Genomic DNA, 23,159 nt, shown 5'->3' with positions numbered 1-23,159 from the left:
CGGCAGCGTGCCCTTGTCAGGCGAGGCCGAGTTCCTGGTCGATGAAGGCGAGGACGTCGTCGGCGGAGGCCTCGTCGAGCGTGTCCCGCACTCCGGCCACCCCCGTTTCGCCGCTCTGGAGGGTGGTCAGTGTGTCGAGGAGGGTCTGCAGCCGTGAGGTGATGCGGCTGCTGCGGATCTCCTCGATGCCGAGCGCGCCGATCAGTTCCTCGAACCGGTCGACCTCCGCGAGGATCGGCGTCGCGGTGTCGTCGCTGTCGGGGAAGAGCCGGGTGTGCAGGTGCTCGGCGAGCGCCGTGGGGGTGGCGTAGTCGAAGATCAGCGTCGCGGGCAGTCGGGTGCCGGTGGCCGCGGTCAGGGCCTGGCGCAGTTCCACGGCGGCGACGGAGTCGAAGCCGAGGTCCTCGAAGGCGCGTTGCGGGTCGAGCTGGGAGGCGGCGTCGTAGCCGAGCAGGGTCGCGACGCGGGTGCGTACGAGGTCGAGCAGCGCCCGGCCGCGTTCGGCGGCGGAGAGCCCGGCGAGCCGGGTCATCAGGCTGTCCGCGTCCGAGGACGCGGAGTCCGGCTCGGCGGAGAGGATCTGCGTCACGTCGTCGAGGGCGTCGAGCAGGGGGCGGGGGCGGGCGAGCGTGTACGTGGGGGCGAAGCGGGACCAGTCGAACTCGGCGACGACGAGGTGGCTCTCGTCGTGCTCCAGGGCCTGCCGCAGTGCGCCGATGGCGAGTTGGGGGTCCATGGCGGGGGCGCCGATGCGTTCCATCACGGCGCTGAGTTCGGCGTCGACCATGCCGCCCTGCCAGGAGCTCCAGGCCACGGAGGTGGCGGTGAGTCCGCGGGCCCGGCGGCTGTGCGCGAGGGCGTCGAGGTGGGCGTTGGCGGCGGCGTAGGCGGCCTGCCCGGCGCTGCCCCAGACCGCGGCGCCTGAGGAGAAGAGCACGAAGGCGTCGAGGGGCTGGTCGCCGAGGAGGTCGTCGAGGTGCTGGGCGCCGGTGACCTTGGCGTGGCCGACGGCCGCGAACTCGTCCTCGGTCAGTTCGGTGAGCGGTGCCATGCGCTGCATGGCGCCGGCGGCGTGCACGACGGTGGTCAGGGGCAGTTCCGCGGGTACGGCGTCGAGGACCCGGGCCAGTGCGGCGCGGTCGGTGACGTCGCAGGCGGCGAGGGTCACCCTGGTCCCGTTCTCCTCCAGTTCGGCGGCGAGTTCGCGGGCACCGGCGGCCGCGTCGCCGTGCCGGCTGAGGAGCAGCAGGTGCGGGACGCCGTCGGCGGCGAGCATACGGGCGACGTGGGCGCCGAGGCCGCCGGTGCCGCCGGTGATCAGCGCGGTGCCGTGGGACGGGCGGGCCCGGCTCGGGGCACGGTCGCCCAGGGGGGCGCGGACCAGGCGGCGGGCGAGGATGCCGTCGGCGCGCAGGGCCACCGCGTCCTCGCCGGTGGCGCCCGAGAGGACGTCGCAGAGGCGGTGGAGGTCGGCGGGGCCCGGCTCGGCGGGCAGGTCCACGGTGCCGCCCCAGGTGTCGGGGTGGTCGAGGGCGAGGCCGCCTCCGAGGCCCCAGAGCTGGCTCTGTTCCGGGGCGGTCAGCTCGGTGGAGCTGGAGGTGGCGACGGCCGACTGGGTGGCGCACCAGAGCCTGAGGGCGTCCGGAATGCCGGCGAGGGCCTGCACGAGGGCGACGGTGGCCGTGAGTCCCCGGGTGAGGTGGGGGTGGGCGGGTTCGGGGCGGCCGTCGAGGGCGAGCAGGGACAGGACGCCGGCGGCGGGCTGTGCGGTGAGCCGGGCGGCGAGGTCGGCGCGGCTCTGTCCGGGGACCGCCTCGACGACGTGCGGGGAGGCGCCGCGTTCGATGAGTGCGGCCAGGATCGCGTTGACCGCGGGGGTGTCGGCGTGTCCTTCGGCGACGGCGACGAGCCAGGGGGCGTCGAGCGCGGTGGCGGGGGCGGCCTGCGTGGTGGCGGGCTGCCAGACGACGCGGTAGCGGAGGCTGTCGAGGGCGGCGCTCTCCTGGTGGAGGCGGCGCCAGCGGGCCATCGCGGGCAGGATCTCGCCGAGTGCGGTCTCGGTGACCGAGAGCCGGTCCGCGAGGGCGGCGACGTCCTGCCGGTCGACGGCCTCCCAGAACGCGGTTCCGGCGGGGTCGGCGGCCCCGTCCGTGCCGGCCCGGTCCTCGGGGCGCTCCAGCCAGTGGCTGCGGCGCTGGAAGGGGTAGGTGGGGAGGGTGACGCGGTGGGCGCCGCGGCCCGCGAAGAAGGCGTTCCAGTCGACGGCGGTGCCGTGCGCGTGGGCGTGGGCCACGGCGGTGACCAGGGTGCGTTCCTCGGCGCGGGCGCGGCGCAGGACGGGGACGCAGAGGGTGTCGTCGTCGGGCGCCAGGCAGTCGGCCGCCATGGGGGTGAGTGCCGCGTCCGGGCCGATCTCGATGAGGACGCGGACCCCTTCGGCGTGCAGGGTGCGGATGCCGTCGCGGAACCGGACCGCCTGACGGACGTGGCGGACCCAGTAGTCGGGCGAGGTCAGTTCGTCGGGCCCGGCGAGCCGTCCCGTCACGTTGGAGACGACGGGCAGCCGGGGTGCGTGATACGTCATCCGGGCGGCGACTTCCCGGAAGGCGTCGAGCATGGGCTCCATGAGGGGCGAGTGGAAGGCGTGCGAGACGCTCAGCCGCTTCGTCCGCCGCCCCAGCGCGGTGAAGTGCTCCGCGACGGCAAGGGTCTCCTTCTCCGTCCCCGACACCACCACGGCCGACGGTCCGTTGACCGCCGCCAGCGCCACACCCGCGCCTCCGCCTCCGCCCTCGCCCTGGCCCTGGCCCTCGCCCTCGCCCTCGCCCTGGCTCAGCAACGGAAGCACCTCGTCCTCCGACGCGGCCACCGCCACCATCACCCCGCCCGCCGGCAGCGCCTGCATCAACCGGCCACGCGCCACCACGAGTTCGGCCGCGTCCGCCACCGACAGCACGCCCGAGACGTGCGCGGCCGTGATCTCACCGATCGAGTGGCCGACCAGGAAGTCCGGACGTACGCCCCAGGACTGCACCAGGCGGAAGAGAGCGGTCTCGACCGCGAACAGGCCGGCCTGGGCGAACATCGTCCCGTTCAGCAGCTCGGCGTCCTCACCCCACACCACCTCACGCAGCGAACGCCCCAGCCGGGCGTCCAACTCCCCCACCACCGCGTCGAACGCCTCCGCGAACACCGGGAACGCCTCGTACAGTTCGCGGCCCATGCCCAGCCGCTGCGCACCCTGTCCCGTGAACAGGAACGCAGTCAGGCCGTCAGTGGCGGCGCCGGCCGACGTGACCGCATCCGCGCATTCCCGGCCCGCCGCCAGATCGGACAGCGCGCGCACGGCCGCGTCACGGTCGCCGGACACCACCACCGCACGGTGGTCAAGCCCGGCACGTGTCGTGGCCAGCGAGTAGCCGACGTCCGCCAACGACTGGTCCGGGTGCGCCTCCACATGGTCCAGCAGGCGGCTCGCCTGGTCGCGCAGGGCGTCGGGGGTCCTGGCGGAGAGCGGCAGCGGGAGCAGCGAGGACGTCACGGTGGGCGGGGCCGCCGCTTCGTCCTCCTCGGCCGCCGGTGCCTCCTCGATGATGACGTGGGCGTTGGTGCCGCTGAGCCCGAAGGCGGAGACGGCGGCGCGGCGGGGGTGTCCGTGGTCGGGCCAGGCGATGGCTTCGGTGAGCAGGGAGATGTTGCCGGTGGACCAGTCGGCCTTGGGCGTCGGGGCGTCCACGTGGAGGGTGCGGGGCAGGATGCCGTGGCGCATGGCCTGCACCATCTTGATGATTCCGCCGACACCGGCGGCCGCCTGGGCGTGCCCGATGTTCGACTTGATCGAGCCCAGGTACAGCGGCCGGTCGGCGGGGCGGTCCCGGCCGTAGGTGGCGAGCAGGGCCTGTGCCTCGATCGGGTCGCCGAGGACGGTGCCCGTGCCGTGGGCCTCGACCGCGTCGACCTGGTCGGCGGTGAGCTGGGCGGCTGCGAGTGCCTGGTGGATGAGCCGCTGCTGCGCCGGGCCGTTGGGCGCGGTGAGGCCGTTGCTGGCCCCGTCCGAGTTGACCGCACTGCCCCGGACCACGGCGAGCACCCGGTGTCCGTTGCGCCGGGCTTCGCTGAGCCGTTCGACGACGAGCATGCCGACGCCCTCGCCCCAGCCGGTGCCGTCGGCGGCCGCCGCGAAGGACTTGCAGCGGCCGTCCGGGGCGAGGCCGCGTTCCTGGCTGAAGCCGACGAAGGAGGTGGGGGTGGCCATCACGGTGACGCCGCCGACCAGGGCGAGGTCGCACTCGCCGGTGCGCAGCGACTTGACCGCCCAGTCGAGGGCGACGAGGGAGGACGAGCAGGCCGTGTCGACGGTGACGGCCGGGCCCTGGAGTCCGAGGGTGTAGGAGATGCGTCCGGAGGCGACGCTGGCCAGGCCGCCGGTGCCGCCGTCGGTGGCGTAGTCGTGGTAGACGACGCCGGCGAACACGCCGGTGAGGGAGCCTTTCAGGGAGAGCGGGTCCACTCCGGCGTGTTCCAGCGCCTCCCATGACGTCTCCAGCAGCAGGCGCTGCTGGGGGTCGGTCTCGCGGGCGTCCTTGGGGCTCATCCTGAAGAAGTCGGCGTCGAACCGGTCGGCCTCGTGGAGGAAGCCGCCCTCGCGGGCGTACGTGTGTCCGGGGGTGGCGGGTTCGGGGTCGTACAGCCCGTCCACGTCCCAGCCGCGGTTGACGGGAAAGGACGTGATGCCGTCGCGGCCCTCGGCGACGAGTTCCCACAGCTGGTCGGGGGAGGTCACGCCGCCCGGGTAGCGGCAGCTCATGCCGACGATCGCCATCGGCTCGTGCTCCTTGGCCTCGGCCTCCCGCAGACGGCGCTTGACCTGCCGCAGGTCGGCCGTGGCCCGCTGGAGGTAGTCGCGGAGCTTGTCCTGGGTTGCCATCTGTTCCTCAACCAATCTCGGTGCGGGTGTCAGCCGTGCCGGGCGGAACCGGTGCCGTGACCGGCGGTGTGTGCGACGGGGCGAGAGCCCCTCGGTGGGCGTACTAGAGGAGTCCGATCTCCTGGTCCAGCACGTCGAACAGCTCGTCGTCGGTGACCGAGTCGAGTGCGTCGTCGTCCCTCTGCCCGGTGCGGCCGCTGTCGTCGCCGTGGGTGTCCTGCCAGTGGCGCAGCAGGGCTTCCAGCCGGGAGGCGATACGGGGGCGGTCCCCGGCCTCGGGGTGTGCGGCGGTGAGGAGCGCGTCGAGCTGGTCGACCATCCCCAACAGGGCCTTCGCTCCGTCCTGTTCGTCGGATCCGTCGCCGATCAGTCCGGTGAGGTGTGCCGCGACGGCGCGGGAGTCCGGGTGGTCGAAGACGAGGCTGGCGGGGAGGCTGAGGCCGGTGGCGCTGCCGAGCCGGCGGCGCAGTTCGACTGCGGCCAGTGAGTCGAAGCCGAGGTCCTGGAAGGCCCGGTCGGCGCCGACCGCCTCGGGGGTGGGGTGGCCGAGCAGGGTCGCGACGTGTGAGCGGACCAGTTCCAGCAGGATGCGGCCGCGTTCGTCCTCGCCCCGCCCGGCGAGGCGTCGGTGCAGGTCGGCGGCGGCGGAGAGGCCGGTGCCCGGACGGGTCGCGGGGCGGCCCGGGGTGCGGGCCAGCGTGTCGAGTACGGGTGGCAGGTGGCCCGCCGGGGAGCGCAGGGCGCCCTGGTCGGGATGGAGGGCGAGCAGGGAGGCGGTCCGGGTGCGCAGCGCCTCGTCGAGGAGCGCGGTCGTGCGCTCGACGGTCAGCGGCAGGAGCCCGGTGCCGGAATCCCGTGGCGCGACGCCCGACTGTGCGCCGTGCTCGTCCGAGGGGCCGCCGGTGGCGTCCGCCGGGGCGAGCGCGACGGCCGTGGCGGGGAGGCCGAGGGTGTGCCGGTGCCGGGCGAGGGCGTCGAGGAAGGTGTGTGTGGCGGCGTGGTGGGCCGCCCCGGCTCCGTGGACGAGGCCGTGGGTCGAGGTGAGCAGGACGAAGGCCGACAGCTCGTGGCCGGCGGTGAGTTCGTGCAGGTTCCAGGCGGTGTCGGCGTGGTGGCGCAGTGCTTCGTCGAGGAGGTGCGGGGTGCGTTCGCCGATCGGTGCGCTCTGCCCGGCGGCGCCCGTGTGGACGACCGCGGTGAGCGGCCGGCTGTCGGGGAGGCCCGCCAGGAGGGCGGCGAGCGCGTCGCGGTCGGCGGGGTCGCAGTCGCTGACGACGAGTTGGGCAGCGGTGCCGTCCGTGAGCGCGTCCGTCTCCCCCGGTGCGGTGGCGCCAGCGGCGACGATCACGCGGCCGGCCCCGTGCGCGGTGACGAGGTGGCGGACCAGTGCGGCGCCCGTCGCGGAGAGCCCGCCGGTGACGAGCACCGTGCCGCCAGGCGGGAGGGTACTCACGTCGCTGCCCGGCGGCGCCGGGACCAGCTTCGGGACGAGTACGGTCCCGCCCCGGACGGCGAGTTCGTCGGCGCCGGTGGCCAGCGCGTCCGGCAGCGCGGTCGCGGAGGCGTCCAGCCCGTCCACGTCGGCGAGGACGAACCGGCCGGGGTGCTCGCTCTGTGCCGCCCGGACGAGGCCCCACACGGCCGCGTGCCGGACGTCCGGTGCCTCGTCCCCCGCCTCGACGGCGTGGCGGGTGACGACGGCCAGCCTGGTCGTCCCCGCGTCGGGCGTGTGGCGGAGGAACTCCCTCATGTGATGGAGGACTTCGGCGCTGTGGGCCCGTACGGCCTCCGGCACCTCGCCGCCGTCGACGGGCAGCGGCAGGGACAGCGGCAGCAGGACGAAGTCGGGGGCGGGCCCGTCCCCGGGGTCGCGCGGGTCGAAGGCCGGGAAGGGGAGGCCGGTGCGCGGGTCGTCGAGGGGTCCGGCTGCGGCGAGCACGGCGGTCCTGGATCCGAGGTCGGCGATGTCGACGGGCGCGGGCGCCCATTCCAGCCGGTAGAGCGCGCCCACGGGTGCGCCGGTGGTCAGTTCGGCCGGGGTGACCGGCTTCCAGGTGACGTCGGTGGCCGTCAGTACGGGCCGCCCCTCGCCGTCCGCGAGGTCGAACGACGCACGGTCCGGGCCGGTCGGCCTGACCCGTATCCGCAGTTCGGTGGCGCCGGTGCGGTGCACCTGGACGCCCGTCCAGTTCGCGGGGCTCAGTGGCGCGCCGCCGGCCGGCTCCGTTCCGTCGCGCAGCGCCCCGAAGCGGGCCAGCTGGACGGCGGCGTCGAGCAGGGCCGGGTGCAGCGCGCACTGCTCGCGGGCGGTGTTCTCGTCGAGTACGGCCTCCGCGAAGAGCTCGTCCCCGCGCCGCCAGGCGGCGTTGAGGGTACGGAAGGCCTCGCCGTGACCGTGGCCGGCCGCGAACAGCCGGTCGTAGAGGGCGTCCGGGTCCACCGGGGCGGCCCCGGCCGGCGGCCAGGCGGTCGTTCCCGCGACCGGTTCGGCGGTGGGCTGCGCGAGGATGCCCCGTGCGTGCCGGACCCAGGCCGCGTCGTCGTCCCCCGGCCCCGCGCCCTGGGCCCTGGAGTGGATGTCGACCGTACGGCGGCCGTCGTCCGAGGGTGCTCCGACGGTGACCCGCAGTGCGGCGCCGGGACCGGCCGGCAGCGGCAGTTGCGCCATCACGGTCAGCTCGTCCAGTCGGGGGCAGCCAGTCTCCGTTCCCGCGCTCAGGGCGAGGTCCGCGAAGGCGGCGGCGGGCAGGACGGGTGTCCCCAGCAGATCGTGGTCGTCGAGCCAGGGCGGTTCGGCACGGTTCAGCCGGCCGGTCAGGAGGGCGCCGCCGTCGGGGAGGGCCACGAACGCGCCGAGCAGCGGGTGCTCCGTCGCGCCGAGTCCGGCGGCGGTGAGGTCGCCGCCGGTGCGTTCGGGCAGCGCCCAGAACGGCTCACGGCGGAACGCGTACGTCGGCAGCTCGACGCGGCTCGCCCCGCTGCCGGCGAAGAACTCCGCCCAGGCGACCGGGACATGACGGACATGGGCGTGCGCCAGGGCTGCCACCAGTTCCGCCGCCTCGTCGCGGTCGCGGCGGGAGAGCGGCAGGAACGCGGCGGCGGTCGTCTCGGGCAGACAGGCGGGGCCGAGGGCGGACAGCGCCGCGTCCGGGCCGATCTCCAGGTACGTGGTGACACCTGCCTCGTCCAGGGTGCGGACGGCGTCGGCGAACCGTACGGCTTCCCGTACGTGCCTGACCCAGTGGGCAGGGTCGGCGAGCTCGGCGGCCGTCACGACGTCTCCGGTCAGGGTGGAGACGAGCGGGACGGACGGTTCGGTCACCGTCATCCCGGCGGCCGCGCGGGCGAAGTCGGCCAGCATGGGTTCCATCAGCGGCGAGTGGAAGGCGTGCGACACCTTCAGCGGCTTGGCCGAGCGGCCGAGCGCGGCGAAGTGGTCCGTCACGGCCCGCACGGCGGCCGCGGTGCCCGACACGACGACGGATTCGGGGCCGTTGACGGCTGCGACGGCGGCCTCGCCGGTGAGGAGCGGTGCCACCTCGTCCTCGCTCGCCCGCAGCGCGGCCATCGCCCCGCCCTCCGGCAGCGCCTGCATCAGCAGGCCGCGCGCGGCGACCAGCCGGGCGGCGTCCGGGAGCGACAGGGCCCCGCAGACATGGGCGGCGACCAGTTCCCCGATGGAGTGGCCGGCGAGGAAGTCCGGGTGGACGCCCCAGGACTCCAGCAGCCGGAACTGGGCCACCTCGAAGGCGAACAGTGCGGCCTGCGTGTACCCGGTGCGGTTCAGCGCGGCCTCGTCCTCGCGGATGACGGCGGCGAGCGGCCGGTCGAGGTGGCGGTCGAGCGCGGCGACGGCCTCGTCGAAGGCCTGCGCGAAGACGGGGTGGGTGCGGTGGAGCCGCTCGCCCATGCCGAGGCGCTGGGCGCCCTGGCCGGAGAAGAGGAAGGCGGTCGGCCCGCCGGCGGGGCGGCCGGTGTCCTGCGCGACCACGAGCGAGGCGGTGGAGCCGCCGTCCGCGAGCACGGCCAGGTCACGCAGGGCCTGGGCCCGGTCGGTGACCAGGAGCGCGGCGCGCTGTTCCAGGGATGTCCGGGTGGTGGCCAGGGAGTGGGCCACGTCCAGGGTGCTCACGCCCGGCCGGGACTCCAGATGGGCCAGCAGCCGCCCGGCCTGGCGGGCCACGCCATCGGATCCGCGGGCCGACAGCAGCCACGGCACGGTGGTGGTGGCGGTAGCAGCGGTGGTGGTGGTGTCAGTGACGCCGGGAGCGGCCTCCGGCGCTTCGATGATGACGTGGGCGTTGGTGCCGCTGATACCGAACGACGAGATTCCGGCGCGGCGCGGCCGGTCCAGTTCGGGCCACGGGCGCGGCGCCGTCAGCAGGGTGACGTCGCCCGTCTCCCAGTCGACCCGGGGCGAGGGCTCGTCCAGGTGGAGCGAGCTCGGCAGGACGCCGTGCCGCATCGCCTCGACCATCTTGATCACCCCGGCGATGCCGGCGGCGGCCTGGGCGTGCCCGATGTTCGACTTGATCGAGCCGAGGTACAGCGGCCTGCCCTCGGCCCGGTCCTGGCCGTAGGTGGCGAGCAGGGCCTGCGCCTCGATGGGGTCGCCCAGGGTGGTCCCGGTGCCGTGGGCCTCGACGGCGTCCACATCGGCGCTCGCGAGGCCCGCGTTCGCGAGGGCCTGCCGGATGACGCGCTGCTGGGACGGGCCGTTGGGGGCCATGAGCCCGTTGCTGGCACCGTCCTGGTTGACGGCGCTGCCGCGCAGGACGGCCAGGACCGGGTGCCCGTTGCGGCGGGCGTCGGAGAGCCGTTCGATGACGAGCATGCCCGCGCCCTCGGACCAGGCGGCGCCGTCAGCGGCCGCCGAGAAGGAACGGCACCGGCCGTCGCGGGAGAGCCCGCGCTGCCGGGCGAACTCGATGAACGTCTCAGGGGTCGACATGACGGTCACACCGCCGACCAGGGCCAGCCCGCATTCGCCCGACCGCACGGCCTGGGCTGCCAGGTGCAGTGCGACCAGGGACGACGAGCACGCGGTGTCGACGGCCAACGAGGGCCCTTCGAGACCGAAGGTGTACGAGACCCGGCCGGGGCCCAGCGATCCGGCGGCGCTGTTGCCCGCGTAGTCGTGGTACATCGTGCCGGTGAAGACGCCGGTCGTGGTGCCCTTGAGCGACAGCGGATCGATCGTCGCCCGCTCCATCGCCTCCCACGCCACCTCCAGCAGCAGCCGGTGCTGCGGGTCGGTGGTCAGCGCGTCGTTCGGGCTGATCCCGAAGAAGCCGGGGTCGAAGTCGGCGGCGTCGTGCAGGAATCCACCGTGGCGTACGTAGCAGGTGCCGGGCCGGGTGGACTCGGGGTCGTAGAGCCGGTCCAGGTCCCAGCCCCGGTTGCCGGGGAACTCGGTGATGGCGTCGACACCGTCGTCGACGAGCCGCCACAGGTCATCGGGCGAGCGCACCCCGCCGGGATAGCGGCAGGCCATGGAGACGATGACCACGGGGTCGGCGTCGGCGGACGGCCCTGCGGCGGCGGCTCCGTTGGCTGCGGCGGTGGCGGTGGCGCTGTTGTCGCCGGCGAGCAGAGTGTCCAGCTGCCCGGCGACCGCGCGGGCGTTGGGGTGGTCGAAGACCAGGGTGGCGGGCAGCCGCAGACCGGTCTCGGAGGCCAGCCGGTTGCGCAGTTCCATCGCGGTCAGGGAGTCGAACCCGATCTCGGTGAAGGCCCGGTCGGGTTCCACGTCGGCCGCCGACCCGTGACCGAGTACGGAGGCCACCTGGGCCCGTACGAGGTCGAGCAGGGACCGCGACCGCTCCTTCGGCGACAGGGCAGCGAGGCCGGACCGGGGCTGCTGGGCGGGTGCGCCGGAGGCCGCGCGTGCCTTTCGGCGTACCAGGCCGGACAGGATCGGCGAAGGCGGCTCGGCCGCGCGCAGGGTCCTGAGGTCGAGCCGGACCGGGACGAGCAGTGCCTCGTCCGACTGCCCGGCCTCGTCCAGCAGTGCCAGGGCGTGGACCGGGGCGAGGGGTTCCACGCCGGAGCGGCTCATACGCCGCAGATCGGTGGCGTCCAGCGCGCTCGCCATGCCGTCGCCGTCGGCCCACAGACCCCACGCGAGTGACTGCCCGGACAGGCCGAGTCCCTGCCGCAGGGCGGCGAGGGCGTCCAGGAAGGCGTTGCCGGCCGCGTAGTTGGCCTGCCCCGGGTTGCCGAGGACCCCTGCCACGGACGAGAAGAGGACGAACGCGGACAGGTCCAGATCGGCCGTCAGTTCGTGCAGGTTCCACGCCGCGTCGATCTTCGGCCTCAGCACGCGGGCCAGCCTGTCGGTGGTGAGCGAGCCGAGGGTGGCATCGTCCAGGACCCCCGCGCAGTGGACGACCGCGGTCGGCCGGTGCGCGCTCAGCAGGGCCCGGACGGCCTCCCGGTCGGCGAGGTCGCACGCGGCGACGGTGACCTCGGCGCCGAGGCCCGCCAGCTCGGAACGCAGCTCGGCGGCTCCCGGCGCGTCGGGCCCGCGGCGGCCGGTGAGCACCAGACGCCGGACGCCGTGCACGGTGACGAGGTGACGTGCGACGAGGGCGCCGAGGGTGCCCGTACCGCCGGTGACCAGCACGGTCGTGTCGTCGCCACCGAACGGGGAGCGCGACGGGACATCGGCCGGGAGGGGGCGCTCCACGCGGACCAGCCGGGGCGCCCACATGCCGCTTTCCCGGACCGCGACCTCGGGTTCGCCGGAGGCGGCGACCGCGGCAACGTCCACAGGTACATCGGAGTCGGTGACGGTGTTGATGTCGGTGAGCAGGATTCGCCCGGGGTTCTCTGTCTGCGCGGACCGCACCAGACCGGCGACGGCCGCCGCCGCCGGATGCGTGAGCGTCTCGCCCGGCACGGCGACCGCGCCGCGGGTGACCACGAGCAGCCGGCTGGCCGCGAACCGCTCGTCCGTCAGCCACTCCTGTACGACTCCGAGGGCGCGGGCAGCCAGTTCGTGGGCCCCGGACACCACGTCACCGACGGGCGGCGGACATTCCCAGACGAGGACGGCGGCCTCGGGCAGGGAGCCGTTGTTCCGGTCGTCCCATTTCAGGGCGGCGGAGGCGGGTGCGACGGGGGCGGGAGCCTGCGTGAGCGGCGTCCATCGCACGGCGTACAGGGAACCGCGCTGCGTCGCCCCCGCCGTCGCCGCGACGGCCACCGGCCGGGTGACGAGGGCGCCCACGGAGAACACGGGGCGCCCGTCCGTGTCCGCTCCGTCCACGGTGATGCTGTCGGGTCCTGACGGCGCGATCCTCACCCGGAGCCGGGCCGCGCCCGTGGCGTGGAGGCGAACGCCGCTCCACGCGAAGGGGAGCCGCGCCGTTCCCTCGTCGCCGGGCGTCGCGTCGGCCCCGTCGAGGAGCGAGGCGTGCAGCGCGGCGTCGAGCAGGGCGGGGTGCAGACCGTACTGCGCGGCGTCGGAGGCCGCCCCCTCCGGCAGGGCCACCTCGGCGAAGATCTCGCCGTCGCGCCGCCAGGCCGCGTCGAGCCCTTGGAACGCGGGCCCGTAGCCGTAGCTCTGCCCGGCCAACTCGGCGTACACGTCGCCCAGTTCCACCGGGGACGCGCCCTCGGGAGGCCAGCTGGTGGCGTCGAGGACGGGGGCCGGCGCGTCCGGGAGCAGTACACCGTCGGCGTGCAGGGTCCACGGTGCGTCGCCCGCTTCGTCGTCCTCGTCCCGCGCGTGCACGGTGACGGTCCTGGAGCCGGTACCGTCGTCGGCCCCTACCCGGACCCGGACCTGGACGCCGCCGCGGGGAGGCAGTATCAGGGGCGCCTGGAGGGTCAGCTCGTCGAGCATGTCGCAGCCGACCTGCGCGCCGGCGCAGAGCGCCAGTTCGACCAGGCCCGCGCCGGGGAACAGTACGGACGTGCCCATGCGGTGGTCGGCAAGCCACGGCTGGCTGTCGAGGGAGAGCCGGCCTGTGAGCACGGGCCCGTCCGTGCCGGGAAGAGTGACGGCCGCGCCCAGGAGTGGGTGATCGGTCGTGCCCAGGCCGAACGAGCCGGGGTCGTTGCCCCCGAGTTCCGCCTCCATCCAGTACCGCTCGCGCTGGAAGGCATACGTCGGCAGATCGACGCGACGAGCCCCCGAGCCCTCGAAGTACCGGGACCAGTCCACGGAGACGCCGGCCACATGCAACTGACCCAGCGCCGCGACAGCCGTAGCCGCCTCGGGACGGCCCTTGCGCACCAACGAGACGAAGAGCGCCGACTCCGCGTCCGCCGACTGCTGCGCCATCCCGCTCAGCACACCGTCCGGGCCCAGTTCGATGTAGGACGTGACGCCTTGCGCAGCGACGAACGACACCGCGTCCGCGAACCGCACCGCCTCCCGGACGTGCCGCACCCAGTAGTCCGCCGAGCCCCAGTCCTCGGCCAGATCCCCCGACACACCCGACACGACAGGGATCGACGCGGCACCGAACGACAGTCCGGCCACCACCGCCCCGAACTCCGCCAACATCGGCTCCATCAACGGCGAATGGAAAGCGTGAGACACCCGCAGCACACTCGTCCTGCGGCCCTGACCGGCGAACTTCCCCGCCAGATCAGCAACCGCACCCTCCACACCCGAAACCACCACGGAGCGAGGCCCGTTGACGGCCGCGATCCCCACCTCATCGCTCAGCAGTGGAAGCACCTCGGCCTCCGTCGCCTCCACCGCCACCATCGACCCGCCGGCGGGAAGCGCCTGCATCAACCGACCACGCGCCACGACGAGTTCAGCCGCATCCGCCAGCGACAGGGCACCCGAGACGTGTGCGGCCGCGATCTCGCCCACCGAGTGACCCACCAGGAAGTCCGGACGTACGCCCCAGGACTGCACCAGGCGGAACAGAGCGGTCTCGACCGCGAACAGGCCGGCCTGGGCGAACATCGTCCCGTTCAACAGGTCGGCGTCCTCGCCCCACACCACCTCACGCAGACTCACACCCAACCGGGCATCCAACTCCACCAGCACCGCGTCGAACGCCTCCGCGAACACCGGAAACGCCTCATACAGCTCCCGGCCCATCCCCAGCCGCTGCGCACCCTGACCCGTGAACAGGAAGGCCGTAGCACCAGCCGGACGCACCGACCCACTCACCACCGAAGCCGACACCCCGCCCTCAGCCAGAGCCGTCAGGCCCCGCACCAGCTCCTCACGGTCCGACGCCGCCACCACCGCACGATGCTCCAGCACCGCACGCGACACCACCGACGAGAAACCCACATCCAACAAGGAAGCGGAAGCGTCCATACGCTCCAGCAGCTTCCCGGCCTGCCCCGACAGCCCCGCTTCACTCCGCGCCGACAACACCACCGGAACCACCGGCAGTTCAGCAGACCTGGCGATCTCCGGCTCCTCCACCACCGGAGCCTGCTCCACAATCACATGCGCGTTCGTCCCACTCAGCCCGAACGACGACACACCAGCGCGCCTCGGGCGATCCCGCTCCGGCCACGCCCGCGACTCCGTCAACAACTCCACCGCACCCGCAGCCCAATCCACCTGCGGCGTCGGCGCATCCACATGCAACGTCCTCGGCAACACACCATGCCGAATCGCCTGCACCGCCTTGATCACACCACCCACACCGGCGGCGGCCTGGGTGTGGCCCAGGTTCGACTTCAACGAGCCCAGCCACAGCGGATCACCCTCGACCCGCCCCTGCCCATACGTCGCGAGCAACGCCTGCGCCTCGATCGGGTCACCCAGCCGAGTGCCGGTGCCGTGTGCCTCCACCAGGTCCACGTCCGTGGTGGTCAGCCCCGCGCCTTCCAGCGCGGCGCGGATCACCCGTTGCTGTGACGGTCCGTTCGGAGCCGTCATGCTGCTGGAGGCGCCGTCCTGGTTGATGGCGCTTCCCCGGACCACGGCCAGTACGGGGTGTCCGTTGCGCTGGGCGTCCGAGAGGCGTTCCAGCATGAGGACGCCTACGCCCTCCGAGCAGCCGGTGCCGTCCGCGTCGGCGGCGAAGGACTTGCAGCGGCCGTCCTTCGCCAGGCCCCGCTGGTGGCTGAAGTAGAGGAACATGTCCGGCGTCGTCATCACCGTCACGCCACCGACCAGCGCCATCGAGCACTCGTCGGACCGCAGCGCCTGGGCGCCCAGGTGCAGGGCCACCAGTGACGACGAGCACGCGGTGTCCACCGTGACCGACGGTCCTTCGAGGCCGAGGGTGTAGGAGACGCGGCCCGAGACCAGGCTGCCGCCGGTCGTCGCGGAGGCCTCGGTGCCCTGTGCGTAGTCGTGGTACATCAGGCCGGCGAAGACGCCGGTCCGGCTGCCCTTCAGGGAGAGGGGATCGATCCCCGCACTCTCCACCGCCTCCCAGGACGCCTCCAACAGCAACCGCTGCTGCGGATCCATCCCCAACGCCTCACGCGGCGAAATCCCGAACACCCCGGCATCAAAATCAGCCGCGTCATACAGGAAACCACCCTCACGCGTCACCGTACGATTCGGCTTCCCCGGCTCCGGATCGTAAAGCCCCTCCACATCCCACCCACGATCCACCGGAAACCCCGACACACCGTCCCGACCCTCCACCACCAAATCCCACAACTCATCCGGAGAACCCACCCCACCCGGATAACGACACGCCATCCCGACAATCGCGATCGGCTCGCCGCTGGACTTGCGTTCCGCGGCAGCGAGCCTCTTGCGCATGTCACGCAAGTCGGCTGTCGCCCGGCGCAGATACTCGAGAAGTTTTTCCTCGTTACTCACCGAGCATGCCCTCCTGTGTCATGACGTTCAGCGGACCGCGGACCCGCGCAGATGGCGGAATGCAGAGAGAGAAGAGTGGGACCGCTCGAAAATTACGTGTCGGCGGGCCTGTTTGCCCACCCCTTAGTCGTGTCCGGGGTCCCCACAATCCGGCCCCCTGCCCCACCCCGGCCACCCCAGAGCCGGGCTGGGGTCGCGGATCGCCCCGGTGGGCTGCGCACGTCGGGCGGGGGTGCCGCCCGGCCGGTCCCACCTGCGGCGGAGGGTATGTCCACGGTCGGCCGGCGCCGGGCCCACCGGCGCGGACGTCCTCGGTGCGGCGCCTTCATAGGGGCGGGTAGGGGTACTGGTTCGGGCCCGCCGGGGCTAGCGTCGGGGGCCGGTACCCCAGCTTGCCGGGCACGTGGGCGGCCGGCTGTTCTCCCGGCTCCGTTCCGGTCCCGTCCATTCGTTTCCGTACGGCCGGTGCTCGGGCGGTCCCTTCGGTCTCTGTCCTTCGGTCTCCGTCCATCCGTCGTTGTCCGCAGGCGGTTTCGTGCTGCGGTACCGGTGGGGTCCGGCGAGCCCGGAACAACCATCCACCCCTTCGCGTCTGAAACCGGAGTCATCATGTGGGATGAGCAGTTCGACATTCTCCTTCGGAAGCAGTTGTCCTTTCTTCCGCCGGACGAGCCGATCACCGAGGACATGAAACTGCGCGATTTCGGTCTCGACTCACTGGGGATGATCGAGCTGCTCGCGGGCCTCGAATCCGCGTACGAGGTGCATTTCCGCGACGAGGCGCTCTCCCTGGAGATATTCGAGACCCCGGCGGTTCTCTGGAACTCGCTGCAACGTCTGCGCTGAGTGCCGGACATGCATAGCGTCCCGGCCTTGCGGCTGTACGAGGGCGACCGGGCCCGGCTGGAAGCGCTGACCCGTATGTCGACCGCGCCGGCCGGGCTCGTACGGCGGGCGCGGATCGTGCTGCTCGCCGCGGGGGGTGCCTCGAACACGGAGGTCGCCGCCCTGCTGCGGGTGTCCCGTCCGACCGTTCTCAAGTGGCGTTCGCGGTATGCCGAGTCGGGCATCGCGGCACTGGGCGATCTGCCCCGGCCGGGGCGTCCCGCGACGGTGGACGAGGTGGCGGTGCTCGTCGCCACGCTCTGCGACGGCGGTCTGCCGCCGGCCCGGTTGCGGGCGCCGTACTGGTCGTCGCGGCTGCTCGCCGGCGAGTTGGGGATCGCCCACTCCACGGTTTCGCGGGTGTGGCGGAGGTGGGGGGTGCAGCCGCACCGTCCCGAGTCCTTCCAGCTGCCCGCCGTGCCGCCCCTGCCGCCCGGTGCCCATCGCGGTGTCGTCGGTGTCTGCCGCGTGTCGCCGTGGAACGCCGTGGTCCTGCGGGCGGACGGCCGGACGGGGCACCGGCCCGAGGAACGGCTCCGGCCCCCGCTGCTCGACCGCGCCCGTCCGGGGGCGGAGAGGGCCTCCGCGCCGGCCACCTTCCTGAATCTCCTGGACGCGGTCACCCAGGCCCATCCCTACCCGAGGCTGCACGTGCTGCTGGACGGGAAGGGTGCGGCGCGTTCCCGTGACGTACGGGAGTGGCTCGCGAGGAATCCCCGGGTCGCCCTGCACCACGCGCCGGCCGGCCGCTCCTGGGCCGACCTCACCGAGGTCCTCCTGCGGATCGCGGGCCCGGCGCCGCGCCCCGGTGTGCCCGAGTCCGCCCCGGCGGCCGGCCGGCCGGCGCGTGTCCTCGCGGGCATCGAGCACCGCTCCACCTCATCCGTCCACCGTCACCCGGGGAACACTCATGGACCAGACATCGGCCCACGCCCTCTATGACCGTTTCCTGCGCGGGCTCGCGCGGTCCCCGCAAGGGGTGGCGATCCGCGTCGGCGATGCCACGCTGACGTACCGGGAGCTGTATGACCGGGCGCTGACCTGGGCGGGCTCGCTGCTGGCCGCGCTGCCGGAGCGTCCGGCCGCGGTGGGGGTGCTCGCGGGCAAGGGCATCGACGCCTACACGGGCATCCTGGCCTGCCTGTTCACCGGGGTGCCGATGGTTCCGTTGCAGCCTTCCTTCCCTGTGCTCCGCACCCTCCAGATGCTCGAAGCGGCGGGGGTGCAGGCGCTGATCGTGGACGCCGAGGCGGCCACGGTGCTGGAGAAGCTGCGGGCGGAGGGCGTGGGGCTTCCCGCCCTGCTGGACGGGGCGACCGCGGAGGGGGCGGTCGCGGACGGTGCCGAGGGGAGGATCGTCCCGGATCCGGCGGCGCGCCTGGCGCACCCCCGGCCGGTCGCACCCGGTGACACCGCCTATGTGCTCTTCACCTCGGGTTCCACGGGCCGGCCGAAGGGCGTGCCGGTCACGCACGCCAACGGCGCCCACTACTTCGGGCTGCTCGACGCGCGGTACGACTTCGGTCCGCACGATGTGTTCTCGCAGAACTTCGACCTGAACTTCGACTGCGCGATGTTCGACCTGTTCTGCGCGTGGGGCGCCGGCGCCGCGCTGGTGCCCGTTCCGGCGGGCGCCTACCGGGACCTCCCCGGTTTCGTCGCCGAACAGGGCATCACCGTCTGGTTCTCCACCCCCAGCGTGATCAGCCTGATCCGGCGCACCGGCCGGCTCACCGGCGGCGCCCTGCCCTCGCTGCGCTGGAGTTTCTTCGCGGGCGAGGCGGTGACCTGCCAGGACGTGACGGACTGGCAGCACGCGGCTCCGGGGTCGGCCGTCGAGAACCTCTACGGGCCCACCGAGCTGACCATCACCATCACCCGGCACCGCTGGTCGCGTGAGTCGTCGCCGCGGATCGCGGTCGCGGGTGTCGTCCCGATCGGGCCGGTGCACGCGGGGCACGCGTGGATGCTGCTCGGCGCCGACGGCGAACCGGACGCGTCGGAGGGCGAGTTGTGTATCGCGGGACCTCAGCTCACCGCCGGGTATCTGGACCCGGCCGATGACGCGGGCCGGTTCCTCGACCGGGACGGGGTGCGCTACTACCGGACGGGCGACCGGATCCGGCTGGGCGAGGAGGGGCAGTTGCTCTACCTCGGCCGGCTGGACCAGCAGGTTCAGGTGCGTGGCGTACGGGTCGAACTGGCGGAGATCGACGAGGCGCTGCGCCGGTGCCCGGGGGTGGAGGACGGCGTCGCGGTGCCGATGCCCTCCGAGCAGGGCATCACGCTGGCCGCTTTCCACACCGGGGAGCGTGTGCCACCCGTCGTCCTGGCCCGCGAGCTGAGCCGCACGCTCCCCAGGGCCGTACTGCCCCAGCACTTCTTCCACATCGCGGAATTTCCGCTCAACACCAACCGGAAGATCGACCGCCGGGCGCTGCTGCGCCGGGCGCGGGAACTGCTCGGCCGAACGCACTGAAACCGCTGTGGGGCGGGGCTCGGGAGCCTCGGCCCGCCATCGTTGGGTACGCGACACGCCTACGCGTACCTGATACGCTCAGCGTGTTACGTACTCAGGGTCATGACGCAGGAAGGCATGGACGTTTGCCATGACAGAAATCAAGCCCCGGGCGGGGCTCAAGGAATGGCTCGGCCTCGTGGTGATCGTCCTGGTCACCCTGCTGATCGCCATTGACATCTCGGTACTCGGCTTCGCGATCACGCCCATCAGCGAGTCGCTGAAGCCGAGCGCCACCCAGCTGCTGTGGATCATGGACATCTACAGCTTCGTGCTGGCCGCCGCGCTGATCACGATGGGCTGGGTGGGTGACCGCTTCGGACGGCGGAAGCTCCTCATCATCGGCGCCCTGGTCTTCGGCGTCGCGTCCGCGCTCGCCGCGACGGCCGACAGCCCCGAGATGCTCATCGGCTCGCGCGCCCTGCTCGGACTCGGCGCGGCGACACTGACGCCGACCTCGCTGGCCCTGATCCGCAACATGTTCCACGATTCGAAGCAGCGCAAGTCGGCCATCGCCGCCTGGAGCGGCACCCTCGCCACCGGTGCGGCCATCGGCCCGGTCGTGGGCGGCCTGCTGCTGAACAACTTCTGGTGGGGCTCGGTCTTCATGATCAACACCCCGGTGATGGTGCTGGTGCTGATCCTGGCCCCGATCCTGCTGCCGGAGCGGCGCGACTCCTCGCGCGGCAAGCTGGACGTGCTCGGCGCGTTCCTCTCCGTCGCGGGCATCATGCCGTTCATCTACGGCCTCAAGGAGCTGGCCGTGGACGGCTGGTCCCGCGATCCCGCGATCTGGGCCGCCGTCGGCCTCGTACTGCTCATCGCGTTCGTGCAGCGCCAGCGCATGACGTCGCACCCGCTCATCGACATCTCGCTGTTCCGCTACGGCGGCTTCACCGGCGCGATCATCACCAACCTGATGGTGATGTTCTCGTTCATGGGTGTCAGCATCCTCACCAACCAGTTCCTCCAGATGGTGCTGGGCATGACGCCCTTCCGGGCGGCCCTGTGGTCCATGGCCGTGATGCCGGCGATCGGGATCGCGGTCGGCGTCGTGTCGGCCCTGTCCCGCAAGGTCAAGCCGGTGTACCTGGTCTCCAGCGGGATGCTGGTGATGGCCGTCGGCTTCGGCGTACTGAGCCGCCTCACGGTGGAGTCGAACGTCGCCGTCCTGCTGGTGGGCGTGGGGCTGATGGCGGCCGGCATGACGGCCTCGAAGACGCTCACGGCGGAGATCGTCGTCACCTCCGCGCCGAAGGAGCACGCCGGATCGTCCACGGCCACCTCGGAGACGTTCACCGAGTTCGGCAGCGCGTTCGGCTTCGCGGTCATCGGCAGCATCGGTTCCGCCATCTATCGGCATGACATGAACGCGGTGAACCCGGCCGGCCTCGGCGGCGAGGCGCTGGGCGCGGCACGCAACACCATCGGCGGTGCCGCCACCGTCGCCGCCCAGCAGCCGGCCGCGATCGGTTCCGAACTGCTCGCCGCCAGCCGCGAGGCCTTCACCCACGGCCTCCAGGTGGCCGCGCTCTCCGGAGCCGCCGCCATGGTCGTGGTGGCCCTGATCGTCGCCGTACTCCTGCGCAGGGTGCCGATCGAGACGGGCGAGCCGATCGATCCGCTCGACCTGGACGCACCGGCGACCGTCCCCGCTGCGGGACGTATGGAGCCCGCCGCGAGCTGAGGCGCCGGGCGCCGAGGAAGCGGAAGGGGGCTGGTTCCCCACCCGGTCGGGTGGGGAACCAGCCCCCTTCCGCATGGCCGTACGGCCGGCCGCTACCGCGGCCCCGCCGGCCGGTCCCGTGTCGGGACCGGCCGACGGGGCCGTCAGGTGAGCGGCTTCTCGCCGTTGCGGATACGGACCAGCACCTCGACCCCGTCCAGGACCCGCTGGAGCCCGAAGGTGAAGTCGTCGTCGGGCTCCTCGAACGCCCCGGCCTCCAGCAGTTCGGCGAGGGCGGGGAACGACGCGGAGTCGGCGTACTTGGCCAGCGCGCGGCCGTAGTTGGCCATCAGGTCTTCCTCGCTGATGCCCTCGGTGACGACGCCGAGCGACATCTGCACGATGTTGCGCACGTAGCCGATCATCAGCATCATCACGGAGAGCTTCTCGTCCGGCCGCAGGGCGGTGCCGCCCAGGGTGCGCAGGCCGCACTCCAGCCAGCTGAGCTGACCCGGCTCCAGGGGCGGTCCGCTGACCGAGATCTGGAGCATCCAGGGGTGGCGGCGGAAGACCTCCTGGAAGGCGCGGGCCCACTGCTCCAGGCCGTCCCGCCAGTCCCCCTCCGCCGTTTCGATGCGGGGCGGGGTGCCGTAGGCCATGTCCAGCATCAGCTGCCGCAGCTCGTCCTTGCTCGACACGTGGCGATAAAGCGACATGGTGCCGAAGTCGAGGCTCTTGGCGACCCGGGACATGGAGAGCCCGGCCAGGCCGTCGGCGTCCGCCGACTCGATCGCTGCCGACACGATGCGCTCGACGCTCAGGCCGGTCCGCGCGATGCGCTGCTCCCTGTTCCGCAGTTCCCAGAGCACCGCGATGCTGTTCGGCAGGCCGACGCCTTCCGTGCTCTTTCCCTCGCCAGTAGTCATCTCGTGCCTGCCTTCATCGGAAGCCTTCCCATGCGTATCACGCACGCATAGAGCATCGTATACGCCTCGGGTCCGCGGTACGCGGAGCCGGTATGACACCGAGGTGGGGAGACGGTACGACACCGCTCTCGGTGAGAGTGAGGGAAGGGCCGGACTCGTGCGCCGCCCCCTGGATCGAATGGTTCAGCCGTCAGACGGATGTCGCCGCGGGGGCCGGCGCCTTCACCGTGGCGGCCAGTTCCGTCGACGGCCGGCCGAGCATGAGCCGGCACTGCCGCAGGCCGCGCGCGCTGTTCCAGCCCAGCCCGCCGACGAGGACTCCGTCCCTGTGGTACGCGGCGACGAACTCCCGGTCCGCGGTGGACCCGCTGATGATCTCCGTCCGTGCGTCCGGGGGGCACCAGCCGATCGTCTGGATCTTCTCCCCGAACTGATGGGTCCAGCCGAACGGCACGGGCGCGTACGGCTGCCCGCCCGCGTCGCCGGCCAGCAGGTTGGAGACGACCGCCATGGCCTGCTGGGCGGCGTTGGTCCGCTGTTCGAGCCTGACCCGGGCCCCGGCCACCATCGGGTGGGGCCAGTTGGCGACGTCCCCCGCCGCCCACACGCCGGGGGCGGCCCGGCAGTGGGCATCACACAGGACCCCGTCCCCCAGGGCCAGCCCGGAACCGGCGAGCCAGTCCACGGCGGGCACCGAGCCGATCGCGACGACGACCAGGTCGGCGTCGACGGTGGTGCCGTCCGCCAACTGGACCCCGCGAACGCTGCCGCCGTCATGGGCCATCCCCACGACGTCTGCGCCGAGAACGAGCCGCACCCCGTGCTCGCGGTGCATACCGGCCACGAGCTCGCCGATCCCGGCACCGACCTGGCGTTCAAGAGGCTGGGCGTTCGTGTCGATCAGCGTCACGTCGAGCCCGGCCCCGCGCGCCGTCGCGGCGATCTCCGCCCCGAGGAATCCTGCCCCGATCACCGCCACCCTCGGGCCCGCCGCGAGCGCCTCGCGCAGCCGGACTGCGTCGTCCAGTGAACGCAGGACGTGGACGCCCCGGAGGCCGTCCCCGTACGGCAGCCTGCGCGGCCGAAGCCCGGTCGCGATGATCGCCGCGTCGTAGGGCAGTCGCTCGCCGGTGGCGAGGGTGACGGTCCTGGCCGCCCGGTCCAGCCCGGTGGCCCGGCAGCCGAGGCGCAGGTCGGCATCGACGGCGGCCAGCACGTCCTCCTTGCGCAGCCAGGTGCTCGGGGGTTCCCACCCCTCGCTCAGCAACTCCTTGGAGAGGGGCGGCCGGTCGTAGGGCGGATGGACCTCGTCGCCGACGAGCGTCACCCCGCCCTCGTAGCCCTTGGCGCGCAGCGTCTCCACCGCGGTCAGTCCTGCCGCCGCCGCACCCACGACGACTATCCGGTTCAGCACACTCGCTCCTCGTCTCCGGTCGGTGCTCATATGAACCCCTTGTGCCATCCCCCGCAAG

8 protein-coding genes are annotated in these 23,159 nt (G+C 73.0%); 4 read left to right on the top strand and 4 right to left on the bottom strand.

Annotated features, from left to right (window positions below):
- Positions 1 to 16: 16 nt before the first annotated feature.
- Both ACZ6S6_RS16610 and ACZ6S6_RS16605 read right to left on the bottom strand, forming a co-directional pair.
- Positions 17 to 4,927: a type I polyketide synthase gene (locus ACZ6S6_RS16610; protein ID WP_469706058.1), complete on the bottom strand. Its 4,911-nt coding sequence runs from the start codon at positions 4,925 to 4,927 to the stop codon at positions 17 to 19.
- Positions 4,928 to 5,030: 103 nt separating this feature from the next.
- Positions 5,031 to 15,692, bottom strand: a complete 10,662-nt coding sequence (locus ACZ6S6_RS16605; RefSeq protein WP_469706057.1) for an SDR family NAD(P)-dependent oxidoreductase — start codon at positions 15,690 to 15,692, stop codon at positions 5,031 to 5,033.
- Positions 15,693 to 16,301: 609 nt separating this feature from the next.
- Here ACZ6S6_RS16605 and ACZ6S6_RS16600 point away from each other — a divergent pair.
- The 4 genes from ACZ6S6_RS16600 (at position 16,302) to ACZ6S6_RS16585 (ending at position 20,782) form a co-directional block, all read left to right on the top strand.
- A complete protein-coding gene (locus ACZ6S6_RS16600) occupies positions 16,302 to 16,538 on the top strand; it encodes an acyl carrier protein (RefSeq protein ID WP_362967467.1) in 237 nt (78 codons plus the stop codon).
- Between the two features lie 27 nt (positions 16,539 to 16,565).
- Positions 16,566 to 17,519, top strand: a complete 954-nt coding sequence (locus tag ACZ6S6_RS16595) for a helix-turn-helix domain-containing protein (RefSeq protein WP_362967465.1) — start codon at positions 16,566 to 16,568, stop codon at positions 17,517 to 17,519.
- Positions 17,488 to 19,056 (top strand): AMP-binding protein, encoded by a 1,569-nt coding sequence (locus tag ACZ6S6_RS16590; protein ID WP_469706056.1) that lies wholly within the window; start codon positions 17,488 to 17,490, stop codon positions 19,054 to 19,056. Before ACZ6S6_RS16595 ends, ACZ6S6_RS16590 begins: the two co-directional genes overlap by 32 nt.
- A 130-nt stretch (positions 19,057 to 19,186) precedes the next feature.
- Positions 19,187 to 20,782 carry an MFS transporter gene (locus tag ACZ6S6_RS16585; RefSeq protein WP_362967461.1) on the top strand — a complete coding sequence of 532 codons (1,596 nt, stop codon included), beginning with the start codon at positions 19,187 to 19,189 and terminating at the stop codon, positions 20,780 to 20,782.
- A 143-nt stretch (positions 20,783 to 20,925) separates the two neighbouring features.
- On the opposite strand, the gene ACZ6S6_RS16580 is transcribed toward ACZ6S6_RS16585, so the two are convergent.
- Both ACZ6S6_RS16580 and ACZ6S6_RS16575 read right to left on the bottom strand, forming a co-directional pair.
- Positions 20,926 to 21,687, bottom strand: a complete 762-nt coding sequence (locus ACZ6S6_RS16580) for a TetR/AcrR family transcriptional regulator (RefSeq protein ID WP_362967502.1) — start codon at positions 21,685 to 21,687, stop codon at positions 20,926 to 20,928.
- 190 nt (positions 21,688 to 21,877) lie between these two features.
- Entirely contained in the window at positions 21,878 to 23,101 is a 1,224-nt protein-coding gene (locus ACZ6S6_RS16575) for an NAD(P)/FAD-dependent oxidoreductase (RefSeq protein WP_362967504.1), read from the bottom strand.
- Positions 23,102 to 23,159 lie beyond the last annotated feature (58 nt).

The organism is Streptomyces sp. NPDC048671, from assembly GCF_055587045.1.
Note: the sequence above shows the minus strand (reverse complement) of the source record. Positions and strands in the feature narration are given on the sequence as shown.